Source organism: Streptomyces yongxingensis (assembly GCF_055597465.1).
This window is the reverse complement of the sequence record NZ_CM145717.1, coordinates 2,787,228-2,806,610: the sequence shown is the minus strand read 5'-3', so window position 1 is coordinate 2,806,610 and position 19,383 is coordinate 2,787,228. Positions and strand designations below refer to the sequence as shown.

Sequence of the window (19,383 nt, the reverse complement as noted above, 5' to 3'; positions counted from 1 at the left end):
CACGTCCGTATTGCCCTGCTATCCAGAAGGCTGGGTGCCCATGAGTCTTCCGGCTCTCCTTACCGGTGTCGTTCCGCCCCTGTGCACCCCGCTCACGCCCACGGGCGAGGTCGACACGCGTTCCCTCGCCGTGCTCGCCGAGCGGCTGATCGACGCGGGGGTGAGCGCGCTGTTCGCGCTCGGTTCCAGCGGAGAGGCCGCCTACCTGAGCGACCACAGCCGCCGTGCGGCCCTTACGGCGGTCATCGAGGCCGCCGACGGCCGGGTTCCCGTGCTCGCGGGAGCGATCGACATGACGACCGCGCGGGTGCTCGATCACGCCCGTACGGCGGCGGAGCTGGGCGCGGACGGCATCGTGGCCACCGCGCCCTTCTACACCCGCACCCACCCCCTGGAGATCGCCGACCACTTCCGGCGGCTGCGCGACGGCGTGGACAGGCCGCTGTTCGCGTATGACATCCCCGTCTCCGTCCACTCCAAGCTGACGCCCTCGATCCTGCTGCCGCTGGCCGCCGACGCCACGCTGGCCGGGGTCAAGGACAGCAGCGGGGACGACGGGGCGCTGCGGCGGCTGCTGGTCGAGGTCCGCCGGCGCGGTCTCGCCGACACCTTCACCGTGCTCACCGGCTCCGAACTGGCGGTGGACGGCGCCCTGCTGGCGGGCGCCCATGGCGTCGTCCCGGGGCTGGCCAACGTCGATCCGGCCGGGTTCGTCCGGCTGTACGAGCACGCGCGCGCGGGGCGCTGGGAGCAGGCGGCCGCCGAACAGGACCGGCTGGCCGCGCTCTTCGCCATCACCGATGCCGGGGATCCCACCCTCATGGGCGGCAGTTCCTCGGGGCTGGGCGGCTTCAAGGCCGCGCTGCGGCTGCTGGGCGTGATCGACTGCGCGGACACCGCCGCGCCCCAGGTGCCGCTGGGCGAGGCGGCCGTCAAGACCGTACGTCAACTCCTTGAGGAGGGAGGGCTGTTGTCGTGACCGTAGCCGCCAAGGTGCCCTGGTACCGCGAGGTTTCACCCGGTCAGTGGAAGTCCCTGTTCGCCGCCTGGATCGGCTATCTGCTCGACGGTTTCGACTTTGTGCTGATCACGCTCGTCCTGACCGAGATAGCCGACGAGTTCGACCTGAGCACGGCGTCGGCGGCGAGCCTGGTCTCGGGCGCCTTCATCACCCGCTGGCTCGGCGGGGCGGTGCTGGGCGCGCTGGGCGACCGCTACGGGCGCAAGGTCGCCATGATCATCAGCATTCTGCTCTACTCGCTCGGGACCTTCGCCTGCGGGTTCGCTTGGAACTACATCAGCCTGTTCACGGCCCGGCTGGTGATTGGCATGGGCATGGCTGGTGAGTACAGCGCAAGCGCCACCTACGTCCTGGAGAGCTGGCCCGCGCGGCTGCGCAACCGCGCCTCCGGCTTCCTCATCTCGGGCTACTCGGGCGGCACCGTCATCGCCTCCGAGCTCTACAAGTGGGTGGTGCCCCACTGGGGCTGGCGCTGGATGTTCTGGATCGGCGTGCTGCCGGTGCTGGTCGCCCTGTGGGTGCGGCGCGCGCTCCCGGAGGCCGGGGACTGGCACGAGGAGGTGGCGGCGGCGCGGGCGCGGCCGAACCCCTTCCGGCCGCTGTTCTCGGGGCGCACCCGCGCGAGCGTCAACACGGCGCTGACCGTGGCCGCGAGCGTCGCGCTGTTCCTGGTCTTCACCCCGGCGGGCGCGGGCCGGCGCTGGCCGCTGTCGATCCTGGCGGCGGGGTGCCTGTTCGCGTTCGCGGCCCAGCTCGGCGGACGGCGCCGCTGGCCGCTGTACGTGTCCCTGATGTGCACGGTCTTCTGCGCGTTCCTCTACAGCTGGCCGATCCAGGCGCTGCTGCCCACCTATCTGAAGGAGCAGCTCGAGTACACCCCCTCCGAGGTCACCGATGTGATGTTCTACGCCGGATTCGGGACCATGGCCGGCTGCTGGCTGGCGGGCTTCGTGGGCGACCGGCTCGGCACCCGGCGCGCCTACGCCGTGACCCTGCTCGCCTCGCTGGCCTTCGTCTTCCCGGTGTTCGCGGTGCAGGACTCGCTGGTCGGGCTCGGGGTGCTGCTGTTCTTCCTGCTCGCGCTGAGCCAGGGGATCTCCGGCATCCTGCCGAAGTACATCGCGGGCCACTTCCCGACCGGGAGCCGGGCGGCCTCGCTCGGCTTCGTCTACAACACCGGGGCGCTCGGCGGCGCGGTGGCGCCGGTGCTCGGCGCCCATCTGGCCGAGGGCATGTCCCTCGGGCGGGCGCTGGCGGTGCTGACCTTCGGACTGACGCTGGTGGTGATCGTGCTGGTCGGCGCCGATGTGCCGCGCCGGCTGGGCCGGCTGACCGATCCGGAGGGCGACGAGGACCATCTCGTGCCCGGACAGCCGCTGTCGATGGCGGGGCCCGACCTGAAGAAGACCTGATCCGGAAAGCCCGGTCGGCGCCACACCCGGCCCGCCGCGCGCCCGCAAGGCCGAACGCCCTTGGCGGTCAAGGAGTTTGGTTATCCACAGCCCAGGGGGAGGGCTTGTGGAATGCGGGACGCGTTCTTAGCATCGGCGGTGTTACAGCGGTGGTGTCACACGATTGGGGGACGGGATGACGGTGGCGGAGGAAGGGGCGGCGAGCGGCCCGCTGGCCGGGGTGCGGGTGGTGGAGCTGGCCGGGATCGGGCCGGGCCCGTTCGCCGCCATGGTCCTCGCCGACCTCGGAGCCGATGTCGTGCGGGTCGACCGACCCGGAAGCGCCGGGGGCCTGCGGATCGACCCGGACTACGACCTCGCCAACCGCAACAAGCGCTCGGTGCTGATCGACCTGAAGGCCGACGGGGGCACGGCCGTCGTGCTCGACCTCGTCGAGCGCGCCGACATCCTCATCGAGGGCTACCGCCCCGGGGTCGCCGAGAATCTGGGGTTGGGCCCGGACGACTGCCTGGCCCGTAACCCCAAGCTGGTCTACGGCCGGATGACCGGCTGGGGGCAGGAGGGCCCGCTCGCCCGGACCGCCGGCCATGACATCGGCTATATCGCCGTCACCGGCGCCCTCAGCATGATCGGCGCCGCCGACGGCCCGCCCATCGCCCCCGTCAACCTCCTGGGGGACTACGCGGGAGGCTCGCTCTACCTCGTCATCGGCCTCCTCGCCGCCCTGCACCACGCCCGCGCGGGCGGCCCCGGCCAGGTCGTGGATGCCGCGATCGTCGACGGCACCGCCCATCTGACCGCCGCCATCCACGGCATGATGGCCGCCGGCGGCTGGCGGGACCAGCGCGGTACCAACCTCCTCGACGGCGGCTGCCCCTTCTACGGGACCTATGAGACCGCCGACGGCGGCTATATGGCGGTCGGGCCCCTGGAGCGCAAGTTCTACACGGAGTTCATCGAGCTGCTGGGGATCGCCGACAAGGCCCCGGCCCGGGATGACTTCGGCAGCTGGGCCGCGCTGCGCACCGCCATCGCCGACCGCTTCCAGGAGCGCACCCGCGAGGAGTGGACCGCCGTCTTCGGCGCCTCGGACGCCTGCGTCGCCCCCGTACTGTCGCTGCGGGAGGCCCCGGCCCATCCGCAGCTCGCCGCCCGCTCCACCTTCATCGACCACGGCGGGATCACCCAGCCCGCGCCCGCCCCGCGCTTCTCCGCCACCCCGGGCGCGGTGCGCCGCGCGCCCGCCCGGCCCGGGGCGGACGCCGACGCGGTGGCCCGCGATTGGGGAGTCACCTCGCTCATCGAGGGAAACCCGTCATGAGCCCCATGCCTCCGCTTCCCGCCGGACCACTGAGCCGTCCCCGCCCCAACCCTCCCCTGAAAGGCCGCTGACGTGAGCACCGAAGCGTATGTGTACGACGCCATCCGCACCCCGCGCGGGCGCGGGAAGGCCGACGGTGCCCTGCACGGCACCAAGCCCGTCGACCTGGTGGTGGGCCTCATCCATGAGATGCGGCGGCGGTTCCCCGAGGTCGATCCGGCGGCGATCGACGACGTGGTCCTCGGCGTCGTCAGCCCGCTCGGCGACCAGGGCTCCGACATCGCCAAGATCGCGGCCATCGCGGCCGGGCTCCCGGACACGGTCGCGGGCGTCCAGGAGAACCGCTTCTGTGCCTCGGGCCTGGAGGCCGTCAACCTGGCGGCGGCCAAGGTCCGTTCCGGCTGGGAGGACCTGGTGCTCGCGGGCGGGGTCGAGTCGATGTCCCGCGTGAAGATGGGCTCCGACGGCGGCGCCTGGTTCGCGGACCCGATGACCAACTACGAGACCGGTTTCGTACCGCAGGGCATCGGGGCCGACCTCATCGCCACCATCGGCGGCTACAGCCGCCATGACGTGGACAGCTACGCCGCGCTCTCCCAGGAGCGGGCCGCCCGCGCCTGGAAGGAGGGGTACTTCGACCGCTCCGTGGTCCCGGTCCGCGACCGCAGCGGGCTGACCGTCCTCGACAGGGACGAGCACATCCGCCCCGGCACCACCCCCGAGACCCTGGCGGGCCTGAAGCCCTCGTTCGCCGCCATCGGCGAGGCGGGCGGCTTCGACGCGGTGGCGCTGCAGAGGTACCACTGGGTCGAGGCGATCGACCACGTCCACCACGCGGGCAACTCCTCGGGCATGGTGGACGGCGCCGCCCTGGTGGCCATCGGCAACCGTGAGGTCGGCGAGCGCTTCGGGCTGACGCCGCGCGCCCGGATCGTCTCCGCCGCCGTCTCGGGCGCCGACCCGACCATCATGCTCACCGGCCCGGCTCCCGCCACCCGTAAGGCGCTCACCAAGGCCGGGCTGACCATCGACGACATCGATCTGGTCGAGATCAACGAGGCGTTCGCGGCGGTGGTGCTGCGCTTCGTGGACGACATGGGGCTGAGCCTGGACAAGGTCAACGTCAACGGCGGCGCGATCGCCATGGGCCATCCGCTGGGCGCCACCGGCGCGATGATCCTCGGCACGGTGATCGACGAGCTGGAGCGGCGCGGCGGGCGGTTCGGGCTGGTGACGCTGTGCGTGGGAGGAGGGATGGGCATCGCGACGGTGGTCGAGCGGCTCTAGGTGTGCCGTCCGGCGGATCCTGACGTCTGCGGCGGCTTGCTTTCCCCTCCCCGCCCCTTCCCTCAACTGGGGCTCTGCCCCAGACCCCGGGTCCAGGGGCGGAGCCCTGCCACGCGGCTCCGCCGCATGGCCCGCCGGACACCGCGTAGAGCCGCCGGACGCCGCGTAGATCGGCCGGACACCGCGGAGAGCCGGGCCGCTCTCAAGACGCCGCTGTTGCCCCTTCCTTCCCGCCCTTCCCCACGCCCCTTCCCCACGCCCCTTCGCCCTGGAGACCTCAGATGACCCACCCCACCACCGCCTCGACCATCCGCTGGGAGCAGGACGACGAAGGCGTCGTCACCCTGGTGCTCGACGACCCCGGCCAGTCCGCCAACACCATGAACGCCGCGTTCATCGACTCCCTCGACGCGATCGCCGACCGCCTCGAGGCCGAGCGGGACACCATTCGCGGCATCATCGTCACCTCCGCCAAGAAGACCTTCTTCGCCGGCGGCGACCTCAACGACCTCATCCAGGTCGGGCCCGGCCAGGCCCAGGAGGTCTACGAGAAGAACCTCCGCATCAAGCGCGCGCTGCGCCGGATCGAGACCCTCGGCAAGCCCGTGGTGGCCGCGATCAACGGCGCGGCGCTCGGCGGCGGGCTGGAGATCGCGCTCGCCTGCCACCACCGCATCGCCCTCGACGCCCCCGGGGCCCGCATCGGCTTCCCCGAGGTCACCCTGGGCCTGCTCCCCGGCAGCGGGGGCGTCGCCCGTACCGTACGGCTGCTCGGCGTCACCGACGCGCTGCTCAAGTGGCTGCTCCAGGGCACCCGATACAGCCCCCTGCGGGCCCAGGATGCGGGGCTGGTGCATGACGTCGTGGCCACCCGCGAGGAGCTGCTGACCCGGGCGCGTGCCTTCATCGCCGCCCACCCCGAGTCGGCCCAGCCCTGGGACGACAAGGACTACCGGATCCCGGGCGGCACCCCGGCGCAGCCGAAGTTCGCCGTCAATCTGCCCGCCTTCCCCGCCAATCTGCGGAAGCAGCTCAACGGCGCGCCCTACCCGGCGCAGCGCAATATCCTGGCCGCCGCCGTCGAGGGGTCCCAGGTGGACTTCGAGACCGCGCAGATCATCGAGGCCCGGTACTTCACCGAGCTGGTCGTCGGCCAGACCGCCAAGAACATGATTCAGGCGTTCTTCTTCGATCTGCAGGCGGTCAACTCCGGTGCCAACCGGCCGCGGGGGATCGAGCCCAGCCAGGTCCGCAAGGTCGCGGTGCTGGGCGCGGGGATGATGGGCGCGGGCATCGCGTTCGCGTGCGCCAAGGCGGGCATCGAGGTCGTCCTCAAGGACGTGTCCCTGGAGGCCGCCGCCAAGGGCAAGGCGTACTCCGAGGGCCTGCTGGCCAAGGCGCTCGCCAAGGGCCGGACCACCGAGGCCAAGCGGGACCAGCTGCTGGCCCGGATCACCCCGACCGCCGATCCGCGCGACCTCGAGGGCTGTGACGCGGTCATCGAGGCGGTCTTCGAGGACCCGGCGCTCAAGCACAAGGTGTTCCAGGAGATCGAGGGCGTCGTCGCCCCGGACGCCCTGCTGTGCTCCAACACCTCCACCCTCCCCATCACCCTGCTCGCGGAGGGGGTGCAGCGCGCCGACGACTTCATCGGGCTGCACTTCTTCTCGCCCGTCGACAAGATGCCGCTGGTCGAGATCATCAAGGGTGAGCGCACCGGCGAGAAGGCGCTGGCCCGAGCCTTCGACCTGGTGCGGCAGATCAGCAAGACCCCGATCGTGGTCAATGACTCCCGCGGCTTCTTCACCTCCCGGGTCATCGGCCATTTCCTCAACGAGGGCGTGGCGATGGTGGGGGAGGGCATCGACCCGGCCTCCGTGGAACAGGCCGCCGCCCAGGCCGGATACCCGGCCAAGGTGCTCTCCCTGATGGACGAGCTGACGCTCACCCTGCCGCGCAAGATCCGCGAGGAGACGCGCCGGGCCACCGAGGAGGCGGGCGGCGAGTGGCGGCCGCATCCGGCCGACGCGGTCATCGACCGCATGGTGGAGGAGTTCGGGCGCCCCGGCCGCAGCGGCGGCGCGGGCTTCTACGACTACGACGCGACGACCGGCAAGCGCGCCGGGCTGTGGCCGGGGCTGCGTGAGCACTTCGCCCCGGGCGGCTCCGGCGGGTCCGGAGATGCCGTGCGTGCGGGCACCCGCATCCCCTTCGAGGACATGAAGGAGCGGATGCTCTTCTGCGAGGCCATCGACACGGTCCGGCTGCTGGAGGAGGGCGTGCTGACCTCCGTCGCCGACGCCAACATCGGCTCCATCCTCGGCATCGGCTTCCCCGGCTGGACGGGCGGGGTGCTGCAGTACATCAACGGATACGAGGGCGGCGTGGCCGGTTTCGTGGCCCGTGCCCGGCAGCTGGAGGCGGCGTACGGGGAGCGGTTCGCCCCGCCCGCGCTGCTGGTGGAGAAGGCGGAGCGAGGGGAGCGCTTCACGGACTAGCCGCCGGCCACTCGTACCGCTTCCGTACCGCTTCCCCCGCTGACGGGCCGGGCCGCCCGGCCCGTCAGTGGGCGCCGAGACGGCGTTCGAGCCGTTCGGCCACCCCCGGGCACCGCTCCCGGGTGATGTCCAGGAAGGCCGCCAGCACGGGGGAGCGGTCCTGGGCACGGAACGACATCACCAGCTCCGGCAGTTCCACCCGCGGACTCACCTCGGACACCCGGACGTCCGGCCGCGCCGCCACCCGTAGACACGCCGGGCCGAGCCCCACCCCGACCCCGCACGAGGCCAGCCCGATGATGGTGTGGGCATCCCATGCCTCGGTGACCCCACCGGCCCGCGCGGGCACGTCGGCGTCCTCGCCCAGCAGCCCGGCCAGCCAGGCGGCGACCGCCGGCTCCTCCTCCGCGGGCGCGACGATCAGATGCTGCCCCTTGAGCTGTTCGAGGCTGACCTTGGCCTGCCCGGCGAAGGGATGGGCGGCCCCGACGACCGCCACCAGATGGTCCCGGCCGACCGTGACCGACACCAGATCCTCGGCACCGGCGCCCCGGGGCGCCCCGCGCCCGATGGCGAGGTCCAGCTCGCCCCCGAGCAGCGCCGCCGTGGACCGGCGGGTGGACATCTCCTGAAGCCCCAGCCGCACCTCGGGGCGGTCGCGGATGAACGTGCCCAGCACGGACGGCAGGAGTTCCAGCAGCGCCGAGCCGATGAAGCCGAGCCGCAGCCGTCCCGTCTCGCCCCGGGCGGCCCGGCCCGCGTCCGACGCGGCGGCCGACATCTCGGCCAGCGCCCGGCGCGCCCTGACCAGGAACGCCTCGCCCGCGGCGGTCGGGAACACCCCGCGCGCCGTACGGTCGAAGAGCCGCGCGCCCAGCTCCCGCTCCAGCGCCGCGATCTGCTGGGACAGCGGGGGCTGGGCGATTCCGAGGGCGGCCGCCGCCCGTCCGAAGTGCTGATGCTCGGCCAGCGCCACGGCGTAGCGCAGATGACGTGACTCCATGGGGCCGAGGATAGTCGAGGTGATATCCGGGAGATATCGGCGGCGGGGTTGTCAGATATGGCGCTGGATAACGCCTGGCCGTGCCGGTGGACTGTCCCCATGAGCGCCACGAGCCCCAGAACCCCTCTCACCGATTCCCACCCCGGCCCGGTTCCGTCCGGCACCGTGTTCGTACTGGTCCACGGCGCCTGGCACGCCTCCTGGCAGTGGGCGTCCACCCAGCGCGCCCTGGCCCGGCTCGGCGCGGCGAGCCTCGCCGTCGATCTGCCGGGGCACGGGTTCGAGGCACCGCTGCCCTCGGGCCTCCTCCTGCCCGGCCAGCCGGGTCTGGCGACCGAGAAGTCGGCGCTGGCCGGGGTCACCCTGGAGGAGTGCGCGGAGGCCGTCGTCGTCGCGCTGAGATCGGTCCGCCGGTATCCGAAGGTCGCCCTGGTCTCGCACAGCGCCGGTGGCGCCCCCGCGTCGCTGGCCGCGGAGCGGGCGCCCGAGCTCGTCGACGAGCTGATCCATCTGTCGTCCTTCGTCCCGGCCGGGCGCCCGCGCTTCGCCGACTATCTGATGTCCCCCGAGCAGACCGCGACCGTGCGGGGGCAGGGGCTGATGCTGGGCGACCCGGAGGCCATCGGCGCGTTCCGGATCAATCCGCACTCCGCCGATCCGGCGTACGTGGAGGAGCTGCGGCTGGCCTTCTACGACGATGTCCCCGCCGAGTCCTTCGCCCGCTGGTACCACGCCCTGAGCCCGGATCTGCCCTTCGCGGTGCCGACCACCCCGATCACCCTGACCCGAAATCGGTGGGGCCGGATCCCGCGTACCTTCATCCGGTGCGCCGAGGACTGGGCGTGCACCCCCGCGATGCAGGATCTGATGATCGCGGAGGCCGACGCGGCCATGCCGGACCAGCCCTTCACCGTGCGGCCGCTGCCGGGCAGCCACTCGCCGTTCGCCGCCCGCCCCGAGGAGCTCGCCGCCGCGCTCATCGGCGGCCGCTGACCCACCCACCGGCGGTCGGCAACCTCCCACCGGCGGCCGCTGACCAGTTCATCGGCGGCCGCTGACCAGCCGGTTTCCCCCGGGGCGGACGCCGGGCCGCCCCGGGCCGCCGTGCCGCCCCGGCCCGCCGCGTCGCCCCGGCCCGCCCCGCCGCGTGGCAGGGGCTCCGCCCCGGGCCCGCTCAGTCCGCGTCCTGCCCGTACCAGGCCCGCAGCTCCTGCTTCATCGACCGCTGGAACGCGATCACCAGCGCCTCCACCACCAGCGGCTGCATATGGGCCGACAGCGACTTCTTCGCCTGCGTCCGCTCCGGCCCGCTCCCGGACTCGTGATCGCGCTCGGGCCCCCACACCTCGTCCCGGAACAGCCGGCTGAGCTCCCGCGCCGCGGAGCGGGTGTGTTCCAGGACGACCGCGTGGGCCGTGCGTATCGTCTCCAGCTCGATCGGCACCTCCAGCAGCCGCAGCCCCAGATGGAGCACCTTGGGGTCGATCCGGAACCGATCCGGGTCATCGGTGCGCTCCAGCGCGTCCAGTGCGGCCAGCCGGTCGATGTCCTCCTCGGTGAGCGCCCGCCCGGCCCGCCGGTCCACCTGCTCGCGGGTCGTCTCCTCGGGGGCGTCCGGGCCCCAGGAGGCGACCAGGGCGCGGTGGATCGCCAGATCGTTCTCGCTCAGATCCGGTGGCAATTGGCTCAGATAGCGTTCGATCGCGGACAGGGTCATGCCGTGGCGCTGCAACTGTTCGATCAGCGCCAGCCGGGAGAGGTGCTCGGGGCCGTAGTGGCCGACCCGGCGCGGGCCGATCGCGGGCGGCGGCAGCAGCCCGCGCGTGCTGTAGAAGCGCACGGTGCGCACGGTCACCCCGGCGCGGGCCGCCAGCTCGTCGACGGTGAGGGTGGGTTCCTCGGTGCCGGGGGTGGTCATCGGCCGTGCCTCGCTTCCGCGTCGTCCTGCTCCGCTGTGCTGCCCGATCGGGTTCATCAGTATTGCTGTCGCATCATCGCTGTGAAACCTCCCACCGCCACACGGTGAACACCGAGATGGGTAGGACCTGTTGACGCTCTCTTTACCGATGAATAGCGTGCGACGCCGTTGAGCTGTGTTGGTTTTCTTCCGAATCTGTGAGGTGGGGTCGGATTGAGCTCGGAACGCGGCAGGTATCGGATACGGCGATTGATCGGGGCGGTGCTGGCCATGACCACCGCCGTCGGCCTCGGTCTCACGGCCGCGGACACGGCCGTCGGGAGGTCCCCGGACGCGGGCAAGTTTCCCGCCGATGTGCACACCTACCTCGAGGACCCGGAGCGCACCGGCGAGGGCCAGGAGCCCCCGCACACCCGGCTGCGGCCCGACGGGCCCGACCGCGCGCGGTGGGAGCGCAGCCTGGACGGATCCTGGCGGTTCGCCCTGGCCGACCGGCCGGAGGACGCCCCGAGCGGCTTCTGGAAGGACGGCTACGACGCCTCGGCGTGGCAGCGCGTCCAGGTCCCGCACACCTGGCAGACCGACGACCTCGACCATCCGGTGTTCCGCAACGTCCAGAGCGAGATGGCGCCGGACGACCCGCCCAAGGTGCCCCGTGACACGAACCCGACCGGGGCGTACGTCCGGGACGTCACGGTGCCCCGGAACTGGGACGGGCGGCGGCAGGTGATCCGCTTCGACGGGGTCACCTCCGGCTGGTTCCTGTGGATCAACGGCCACTACGTCGGCTACGACCAGGGCGGCTATGTGCCCGCCGAGTTCGATGTGACCGACTATCTGCGTCCCGGTGCCACCAACCGGATCGCCGTCCAGGTGCACCGCTGGAGCGCGGGATCGTATCTGGAGGACTACGACCAGTGGCGCTACGCGGGCATCTTCCGCTCCGTCTCGCTGTACTCCACGCCGACGACCCGCATGGAGGACGCGTACGTCACCACCGATCTCGATGCCGCCTACCGGGATGCCACCCTGCGCACCGAAGTGGACATCGCGCGTACCGGAAGCGACAAGAGCGGACCCCATCAGGTCACCGGGGTGCTCTACGACCCCGAGGGGCGTGAGGTGCGGCGGCTGACGGCCGCGGAGAAGGCCGGGAAGGCGGAGCTCACCGGGCAGATCGCCAATCCCGCCAAGTGGTCCGACGAGACGCCGAACCGCTATGCGCTGGTGCTCACCCTGCGCGATCCGGAGGGCAAGGCGATCCAGACCGTGCGCCAGAGCGTCGGTTTCCGTGAGATCGAGGTCAAGGACAAGCAGCTCACGCTCAACGGCAAGCGGATCCTGATCCGTGGCGTCAACCGCGCCGAGACCGACCCGGCCACCGGACGCCATGCCACCCGCGCCCGGATGGAGCAGGACATCCGGCTGATGAAGCGGCTGAACGTCAACGCGATCCGCACCTCGCACTACCCCTCGGACCCGTATCTCTATGAGCTCGCCGACCGCGAGGGCATCCTGATCGACGACGAGATGGAGGTCGAGACCCACAGCCACGAGAACTGCCCGGACGACTGCCTGGCCGAGCGCCCCGAATGGCAGAAGGCGTTCCTCGAGCGCCACCAGGGCATGGTGGAGCGCGACAAGAACCACCCCAGCGTGATCATGTGGGACACCGGGAACGAGGCCGGGCTGGGCAAGGCGCACTACGCGATGGCGGAGTGGACCCGGGCGAACGAGCCCACCCGCCCGCTCTACCACCAGTCCAACCGCCCCGACGGCGACGCTCCCTTCGCGGACATCGCCGGACCCCGCTATCCGACCCCGGCCTCCCTCGAAGCCAAGGCCAAGACCTTCACCAAGCCCATCGTGATGGGCGAGTACGCCCACGCCATGGGCAACAGCCTGGGCAACTTCCGCGAGTTCTGGGAGGTGATGCGCGCCTACCCCGGCGCCCAGGGCGGCTTCATCTGGGACTGGGCCGAGCAGAACATCCGCCGTCCGCTGATCACCACCCCCGACTCCTCGGGCCATGACATCGCCGCTTCCCTGTCCGGCAAGCCCAAGGTGGTCGACGGCTACGGCGGGAAGGGCAAGGCGCTGTATCTGTCCGGTCTTGACGACTTCGTGGAGACCTACCGCGACCCGAAGCTCGACCTCACCGGCACCGCCGTCACCCTCGACGCCCGCGTCAAACCGGCCGAGCCCTGGACCGGGGACTTCACCATCGTCAGCAAGGGCGATCAGTACGTCCTGCGGATGAAGGATGAGGACACCCTCGAATTCACCATCACCAGCGGCGGCAAGCCCCGCACCGTCACCGCCCCCGTGCCCGACGGCTGGGCCGGCGCCTGGCACCGGGTCACCGGCACCTACGACGGCAGCGCGCTGCGCCTCTATGCCGACGGTAAGGAGCTCGCCAAGACCGAGTGGAGCGGGCACATCGACTACACCGGCTTCGACCTCGGCGTCGGCCGGAACAACGACACCATGGAGGACGGCTGGACCGGCCGGACCGCCAAGGGCACCATCGACCAGGTCCGGGTCTATGACACGGCACTCGGCGCGGAGCGGCTGGCCGCCGGCCAGGACCCCGAGCGCGACGCCCTGATCGCCCTGAACTTCGACGACTTCACCCGTAAGGGCGACTATCTCTCCTACGGGCTCTATGAATCCGGTGTGGACGGCCTGGTCACCGCCGACCGCGACCCGGAACCCGAGACCGCCCAGCTCGCCTGGGTGCAGGCCCCCATCCGCATCACCGACCCGGGCGGCGAGGGCGCCCGCACCGGCAAGGTGAAGGTCACCAATGAGCGCGCCTTCACCGGCACCGACGACCTCCGGCTGCGCTGGACGGTGACCGAGGGCGCGCGGACCGTCGCGAGCGGCACCCGCGCCCTGGACGTCGGGCCCGGGGAGAGCGCCGTCGTCCAGCTCCCGGCCCCGCCCGCCAACCCCGGTGGCTATGAGCGCCATCTGACCGTACGGGCCGTCACCGCGCACTCCACCGACTGGGCCAAGGCCGGACATGTGGTCTCCTTCGGCCAGTTCGCGGTCGGCGGCGACAAGGTGCCCGAGCCCGCCCCCGCCCCGGCCGCCGAAAGCCCCGCCAAGGCCGTCGAGAGCGGCGAGGCGGTGCGGGTCAGCGGCGAGGGCTTCCGCTACACCTTCGGCAAGAAGGAGGGCACGCTCACCTCGATGCGCGTGGCGGGCCGCGAACTGCTCCGCTCCGGCCCCGAACTGGACGCCTGGCGCGCCCCGATCAGCAATGAGCGCTCCGACTGGGGCACCGCCGAGGGCAAGCGCTGGCGCTCCCTGGGTCTCGACCGGCTGCGCACCACCGTCGACGGCGTCGAGGTGACCCCCGGCGACGACGGCACGGTCACCGTCACCGTCCGCTCCACGGCCGCCGCACCCGATGTGACCGGGGCGTCCTTCGGGCAGACCGTGGCCTACCGGGTCGACGGCGCGGGCCAGGTCCGGATCCGGCACCAGGTCGAGGCGCGCGGCGACTTCCGCACCCTGCCCTATCTGCCCAGGATCGGCCTCAAGCTGAAGGTGCCCGAGCGGTACGGCACCTTCCGCTGGTACGGACGCGGGCCGGTGGAGAACCTCAACGACCGTAAGGACGGCACCCCCATGGGCGTCTGGTCCTCCTCGGTCGAGGACCAGTACGTGGAGTATCTGAAGCCCCAGGACCACGGCAACCACGACGATGTGCGCTGGGCGTCCCTCACCGACCGCGGCGGCGCCGGACTGCTGGTCTCCGGCGACTTGGAGGCGGGCGCCAGCGCGTACGACGAGCTCGACCGCGCCGCCTATCCCCACTTCCTGAAGCGCAACGACGGCTGGAACACCCTGCACGCCGACCACGCGGTCACCGGCGTGGGCGACACCCCCAACCCGGTGCGCGACCAGTACCGGGTGAAGGCCGACGGCGCCTACGACTACACGCTCACCCTGCGCCCGCTCGACGGCGGCGCGAGCGCGCACACTGGAACAGGAGAGAAGTAACCGCACCACCGGTGGACCCATGAGCGCTCAGAGCCCCCGCCACACCACCGAAGGCCACGATCCGCCCCCTGTGGGCGGCATCCTGTGGGCCGTGGCGGGGGAGCTGCGCGGTGTGCTCGCCCTGCCGGCCGCGATGACCATGCAGGTGGCGCATCCGGCCATCGGGGCGGGCGTGGACCAGCACTCCGTCTTCCGCACCGACCCCTGGGGGCGCGGGGAGCGCTCGCTCCGGTCGGTGCAACTGTGGGTGTACGGCGGCGCGGAGGCCGAGGCGGAGGGCCACCGGCTGCGCAGGCTCCACGCGTCCATACAGGGCGTGGACGCGCACGGCCGCCCCTACCGGGCGCTGGACCCGCCCGTCTACGCGTGGGTGCACGCCACCGGCTATCCGGTCTATCTGCGCGCCCAGCGCTATCTGGGCACCCGCCCCTTCACCGGGGCCGAGGAGCGGCAGCTGTACGGGGAATGGCTGCGGATCGGGCGGGTGCTGGGCATCGACGAGCGCGAGATGCCGGGATCGGTCGAGGAGTTCTGGCCCTACTACCGCGCGATGGTGCGGGAACGGCTGGAGCCGACCGTCGTCGCCCGTGAACTGGCCGCACCCGACGCGGCCGTGCCTCCGCCGGGCGCGCTGCCGCTCCGTCTGCTGTGGCCGCTGCTGCGCCCGCTGTTCACCCGCTTCCGCGCGTTCCTCACCGCCGGGCTGATGCCGCCGGAGGCGCGGGAGGCGATCGGGCTGGAGTGGACGCGGGGGCAGGAGCGGCGGCTGCGGTGGTTCGGGAGGGCCGCGCGGGTGGTGGTCCCGCTGCTGCCCGAGCGACTGCGCTACCTCCCCATCGCCCGCGAGGCCCGGCGCCGCGCCCGCACCGGACGGCCATGATCAATGGCGTTCAGTGCCGTGGCGCATGGCTTGGTGCCGCGGGATGGGGCTGTGACCAGGGGGTATGCCATGCGTGGAGCCATGGTGGTGTCATCGATGACACGTGTGACGCCATGAAGCCTCGGTGTGATGCCAGGAGTGTGCCATGATGGCGCCATGGACTTCGCACGCCGACTCCGGCCAGGTCCGGGTCGCGGGCCACGATCTGGTCCGCGACGCCGATGCCGTACGCGACAGCGCCGCCGCGTCGCGCAGGCGCCGGGCCCCGGCCGGGGTGGGGGGACCCGGCCGGGGCCCGGGGGGCTCAGCGCCCGTGGGCGCTGTGCGTGTCCTGGATCCGCTGCCACGACTTCGGCCGCACCGGCGCCTTGGCCGGGCTCACCTCCGCCGCCCGCGCCTGCGCCGCGGCCGGCTTGGACGGGGTGAACAGCCAGGTGTCGAAGAGCGAGGCCAGCGGCTTGCCCGACACCTTCTCCGCATAGGTCACGAAGTCCTTGACGGAGGCGTTCCCGTACCGGTGCTCCGCCGTCCAGCCCTTCAGGATCGCGAAGAAGTCCTTGTCGCCGATGTGGTTCCGCAGCGCCTGGAGGGCCAGCGCGCCCCGGTCGTACACCGCGTCATGGAACTGGTTCTCCGGCCCCGGGTCGCCCGGCTCGACCTTCCAGAAGGGGTCGTCGGCCGGGTAGGAGGCGTAGGTGTAGTCCGCCAGTTCCTGCGCGGTGCCCTCGCCCTCCTTCTCCGACCACAGCCACTGTGCGTAGCTGGCGAAGCCCTCGTTGATCCAGATGTCGCGCCAGTCCTTCAGCGAGACGCTGTCGCCGAACCACTGGTGGGCCAGCTCATGCACGACCAGCGAAGTGTTCGCGCCCTTGGCGAACCCCTTCGGGCTGTAGAACGGCCGGGTCTGGGTCTCCAGCGCGTAGCCCGTGGGCACATTGGGCACATAGCCGCCCAGCGCGTCGAAGGGGTACGGGCCGAAGACCGTGGACTCCCAGTCCACGATCTCCGCCGTCCGCTCCACGCTCGCCCGCGCCGCCCCCGCGTTGTCCCCGAGGTCCTTGCTGTAGGCGTTGATCACCGGCAGACCGTTGGCGGTGGTGTCCGTCGTGATGTCGAACTTGCCGACCGCTAGCGTGGCCAGATACGTGGCCTGCGGCTTGCTGGAGCGCCAGTTGTAGCGGGTCCAGCCCAGCTTCGAACTGGTCGACTGGAGGGTGCCGTTGCTGATCGCCTGCGTCCCGTCCGGCACCGCCACCGACACGTCGTAGGTGGCCTTGTCCAGCGGATGGTCATTGCTCGGGAACCACCACCACGCCGACTCCGGCTCATTGGCCGCGATCCCGCCGTCCGGGGTGCGCAGCCAGGAGGTGAAACCGTTCGCCACGACCTTCGAGGGCGTACCGCTGTAGCGCACGACCACGGTGAAGGGGCGGCCGGAGGCGAGCGGCGCGGCCGGGGTGATCTCCAGCTCATGGTCGCCGGTCGCCTTGAAGGCGGCCTTCTTCCCGCCCACCAGCACCTCGCTCACATCGAGCGCGAAGTCCAGGTTGAACCGGGACAGATCCTGCCGGGCGTCGGCCACGATCGTCGCCGTGCCCTCCAGCCGGTCCGTCTTCGGCTGGTACTTCAGCCGCAGGTCGTAATGGGAGACGTCGTACCCGCCGTTGCCGTACGAGGGGTAGTAGGAGTCCCCGATGCCGGGGGCGCCCGGCGTGGCATCGGCCGCCGATGCCGGGATCGCCAACAGCAGGCAGGCCGCGGCCGCGCCCGGGACGAGGAGTCTGTGGTGACGCACGAGTCCTCCAACTCGTAGGGGAGAACGATCACTCGTGACCCTATGTACTCCTCACGCGCACCTCACGTCCATCACGCCGTCCGACATCCAATCGACATCCGGACGCAATGGGCATCGACTCGGACCCGCGGACGACACGTATCGCCCTCTTCTGTACAGGAGTTGACTCGCGCTACGGTCCGCCCGTGCTGCTACAGACGCGGACATCCCGCATCCCCTGGACCACACTCGTGCTGTCGGCGGTCACCGCGCTGGTCGCCGCCGCCATATCGCTGCTGCCACCGCTCGGCGCCCCGGCCGCCCACGCCGCTTCCGCCACGCCGAGCAGATCGGACAGCAAGGCGGACAGCCCGTCAGAAAGCAGACCGGTCTACTCCTACGAGAGGGCCATCCGCGAATCCGTATGGGTGGACACCACGATCGACGGCGACGGGGACGGACGGACCGACCGGGTCGCCGTCGACATCGTGCGGCCGCGCGAACCCGCCGCTCAGGGCCGCCGCATCCCCGTCATCATGGACGCCAGCCCGTACTACTCCTGCTGCGGGCGCGGCAACGAGAGCCAGACCAAGACCTATGACGCGGCCGGGAATCCGGTCCGATTCCCGCTCTTCTACGACAACTACTTCGTACCGCGCGGCTACGCCACCGTCCTGGTCGACCTCGCCGGAACCAACCGCTCCGACGGCTGTGTGGACGTCGGCGGCCGCTCCGACATCCTCTCCGCCAAGGCTGTGGTCGACTGGCTGAACGGCCGCGCGACCGCGTACCGCACCCGCACCGGCGGGCAGACGGTCGAGGCGAGCTGGACCAACGGCGCCACCGGCATGATCGGCAAGAGCTACGACGGCACCATCGCCAACGGGGTCGCCGCCACCGGCGTCAAGGGACTCAAGACCATCGTGCCCATCGGCGCCATCTCCTCCTGGTACGACTACTACTTCGCCAAGGGCGCCGCGCTCTTCGACTCCGGCCCCGACGGGCTCTCGGACGCCGTCGAGAGCGATGACGCCCACGCCCGCTGCGCCGCCGTACAGAAACGTCTCGTCGAGGGCGCCCCGCGCAACGGCGACTGGACCGGTCTGTGGACCGCCCGCGATTACGTACCGGACGCGGACAAGGTGCGGGCCAGCGTCTTCGCCGTCCACGGGGCGCAGGACCTCAACGTCCGCACCAAGCACCTCGGCCAGTGGTGGAACGCCCTCGCCGACGCGGGCGTCGAGCGCAAGATCTGGCTCTCGCAGACCGGGCATGTCGACCCGTTCGACTACCGGCGCGGGGAGTGGGTGCGCACCCTGCACCGCTGGTTCGACCACTACCTCCTCGGTGTCGACAACGGCATCGAGCGCGAGCCGATGGCCGATGTGGAGCGCACCCCCGACCAGTGGTCCACCGACCGGGTCTGGCCGCCCTCCGGCACCCGGCAGACCACCCTGCGCCCGCGCGGCGGCGCCACGGCGGGAGTGGGCGTGCTCGGCACCGAACGGGCCGAGCCCGGCGCGACCGAGACCTTCACCGACGACCCCGCGCTGAGCGAGGCCGACTGGTCCGCGGCGATCGACACCTCGACGCCCGGCAAGGCGGGCTTCACCACGGGTCCGCTCAAGGAGGACCTGCGGCTGTCCGGCTCCGGCACGGTCACCGTCACCGCCACGCCCTCCACCACCAGCGCCCATCTCTCCGCGGTCCTGGTCGACCTCGGCCCGGCCACCATCCGCGACTACACGGCGGCCGGCGAGGGGATCACCACCCTCGACCGGCGCACCTGCTGGGGCAGCGGCACGGAGGGCGACAGCGCCTGCTTCAAGGAGACCGCCGCCGACAAGGAGGACGTGGACTACACGGTCTTCAGCCGGGGCTGGGCCGACCTCGGCCACTCCGCGGACGACGGCAAGGGCCACCCGCTGACCCCGGGCAAGGCGTACACCATCACCCTCGACCTCGCGGCGACCGACCACGTGGTCCCGGCCGGCCACCGCCTCGGACTGATCATCGCCGGTACGGACGCGGGCCTTGTCGAACCGCCCTCCACCACCCCGCGGCTGACCCTGGACCTGCCCCGCACCTCGGCCCGTCTGCCGCTGGTCGGCGGCGCCCCGAAGGCCGCGGCCGCCCCCTCGCGCACGGCGGCCACACCCCCACTGAAGGGCGTACGGGCCCCGCACCACCGGAACCCGCTCCCGTCCATGTCCACCCACGGCTGACCCGCGCCGGTGGGCCCCCGCCGCCGCGCGGGG

12 protein-coding genes are annotated in these 19,383 nt (G+C 71.8%); 9 read left to right on the top strand and 3 right to left on the bottom strand.

The features are described from left to right. Positions 1-40: 40 nt before the first annotated feature. The 5 genes from ACZ6TD_RS11730 to ACZ6TD_RS11710 all read left to right on the top strand — a co-directional run bounded on the left by ACZ6TD_RS11730 (position 41) and on the right by ACZ6TD_RS11710 (position 7,539). Positions 41-979 carry a dihydrodipicolinate synthase family protein gene (locus tag ACZ6TD_RS11730; RefSeq protein ID WP_471353225.1) on the top strand — a complete coding sequence of 313 codons (939 nt, stop codon included), beginning with the start codon at positions 41-43 and terminating at the stop codon, positions 977-979. Continuing rightward, positions 976-2,433, top strand: coding sequence for a sialate:H+ symport family MFS transporter (locus ACZ6TD_RS11725; RefSeq protein ID WP_471353223.1), 1,458 nt, complete (start codon positions 976-978; stop codon positions 2,431-2,433). The genes ACZ6TD_RS11730 and ACZ6TD_RS11725 overlap by 4 nt, the downstream gene beginning before the upstream one ends. Positions 2,434-2,608: 175 nt before the next feature. Continuing rightward, positions 2,609-3,754 carry a CaiB/BaiF CoA transferase family protein gene (locus tag ACZ6TD_RS11720; RefSeq protein WP_471353221.1) on the top strand — a complete coding sequence of 382 codons (1,146 nt, stop codon included), beginning with the start codon at positions 2,609-2,611 and terminating at the stop codon, positions 3,752-3,754. 72 nt (positions 3,755-3,826) lie between these two features. Further along, positions 3,827-5,041 (top strand): acetyl-CoA C-acetyltransferase, encoded by a 1,215-nt coding sequence (locus ACZ6TD_RS11715; protein WP_471353219.1) that lies wholly within the window; start codon positions 3,827-3,829, stop codon positions 5,039-5,041. Positions 5,042-5,322: 281 nt separating this feature from the next. Continuing rightward, the gene (locus ACZ6TD_RS11710) at positions 5,323-7,539 is read left to right on the top strand and encodes a 3-hydroxyacyl-CoA dehydrogenase NAD-binding domain-containing protein (protein ID WP_471353217.1); all 2,217 of its coding nucleotides are present in this window, start codon (positions 5,323-5,325) and stop codon (positions 7,537-7,539) included. 64 nt (positions 7,540-7,603) lie between these two features. On the opposite strand, the gene ACZ6TD_RS11705 is transcribed toward ACZ6TD_RS11710, so the two are convergent. Next, positions 7,604-8,542 (bottom strand): LysR family transcriptional regulator, encoded by a 939-nt coding sequence (locus tag ACZ6TD_RS11705; RefSeq protein WP_471353215.1) that lies wholly within the window; start codon positions 8,540-8,542, stop codon positions 7,604-7,606. 99 nt (positions 8,543-8,641) lie between these two features. Here ACZ6TD_RS11705 and ACZ6TD_RS11700 point away from each other — a divergent pair, with 99 nt between their 5' ends. Beyond that, positions 8,642-9,535, top strand: a complete 894-nt coding sequence (locus tag ACZ6TD_RS11700; RefSeq protein WP_471353213.1) for an alpha/beta hydrolase — start codon at positions 8,642-8,644, stop codon at positions 9,533-9,535. Between the two features lie 181 nt (positions 9,536-9,716). On the opposite strand, the gene ACZ6TD_RS11695 is transcribed toward ACZ6TD_RS11700, so the two are convergent. Beyond that, positions 9,717-10,460, bottom strand: coding sequence for a MerR family transcriptional regulator (locus tag ACZ6TD_RS11695; protein ID WP_471353211.1), 744 nt, complete (start codon positions 10,458-10,460; stop codon positions 9,717-9,719). 270 nt (positions 10,461-10,730) lie between these two features. On the opposite strand from ACZ6TD_RS11695, the gene ACZ6TD_RS11690 reads away from it, so the two are divergent. Further along, positions 10,731-14,471: a glycoside hydrolase family 2 TIM barrel-domain containing protein gene (locus ACZ6TD_RS11690; protein ID WP_471353209.1), complete on the top strand. Its 3,741-nt coding sequence runs from the start codon at positions 10,731-10,733 to the stop codon at positions 14,469-14,471. Positions 14,472-14,490: 19 nt separating this feature from the next. Then, entirely contained in the window at positions 14,491-15,351 is an 861-nt protein-coding gene (locus ACZ6TD_RS11685; RefSeq protein ID WP_471353207.1) for an oxygenase MpaB family protein, read from the top strand. Positions 15,352-15,655: 304 nt separating this feature from the next. Here the strand turns inward: ACZ6TD_RS11685 and ACZ6TD_RS11680 are convergent, their stop codons facing one another. Next, positions 15,656-17,146 (bottom strand): M1 family metallopeptidase, encoded by a 1,491-nt coding sequence (locus ACZ6TD_RS11680; protein ID WP_471353205.1) that lies wholly within the window; start codon positions 17,144-17,146, stop codon positions 15,656-15,658. A 185-nt stretch (positions 17,147-17,331) separates the two neighbouring features. On the opposite strand from ACZ6TD_RS11680, the gene ACZ6TD_RS11675 reads away from it, so the two are divergent. Beyond that, on the top strand, positions 17,332-19,350 hold the full coding sequence (locus ACZ6TD_RS11675; RefSeq protein WP_471353203.1) for a Xaa-Pro dipeptidyl-peptidase: 2,019 nt from the start codon (positions 17,332-17,334) through the stop codon (positions 19,348-19,350). Positions 19,351-19,383 lie beyond the last annotated feature (33 nt).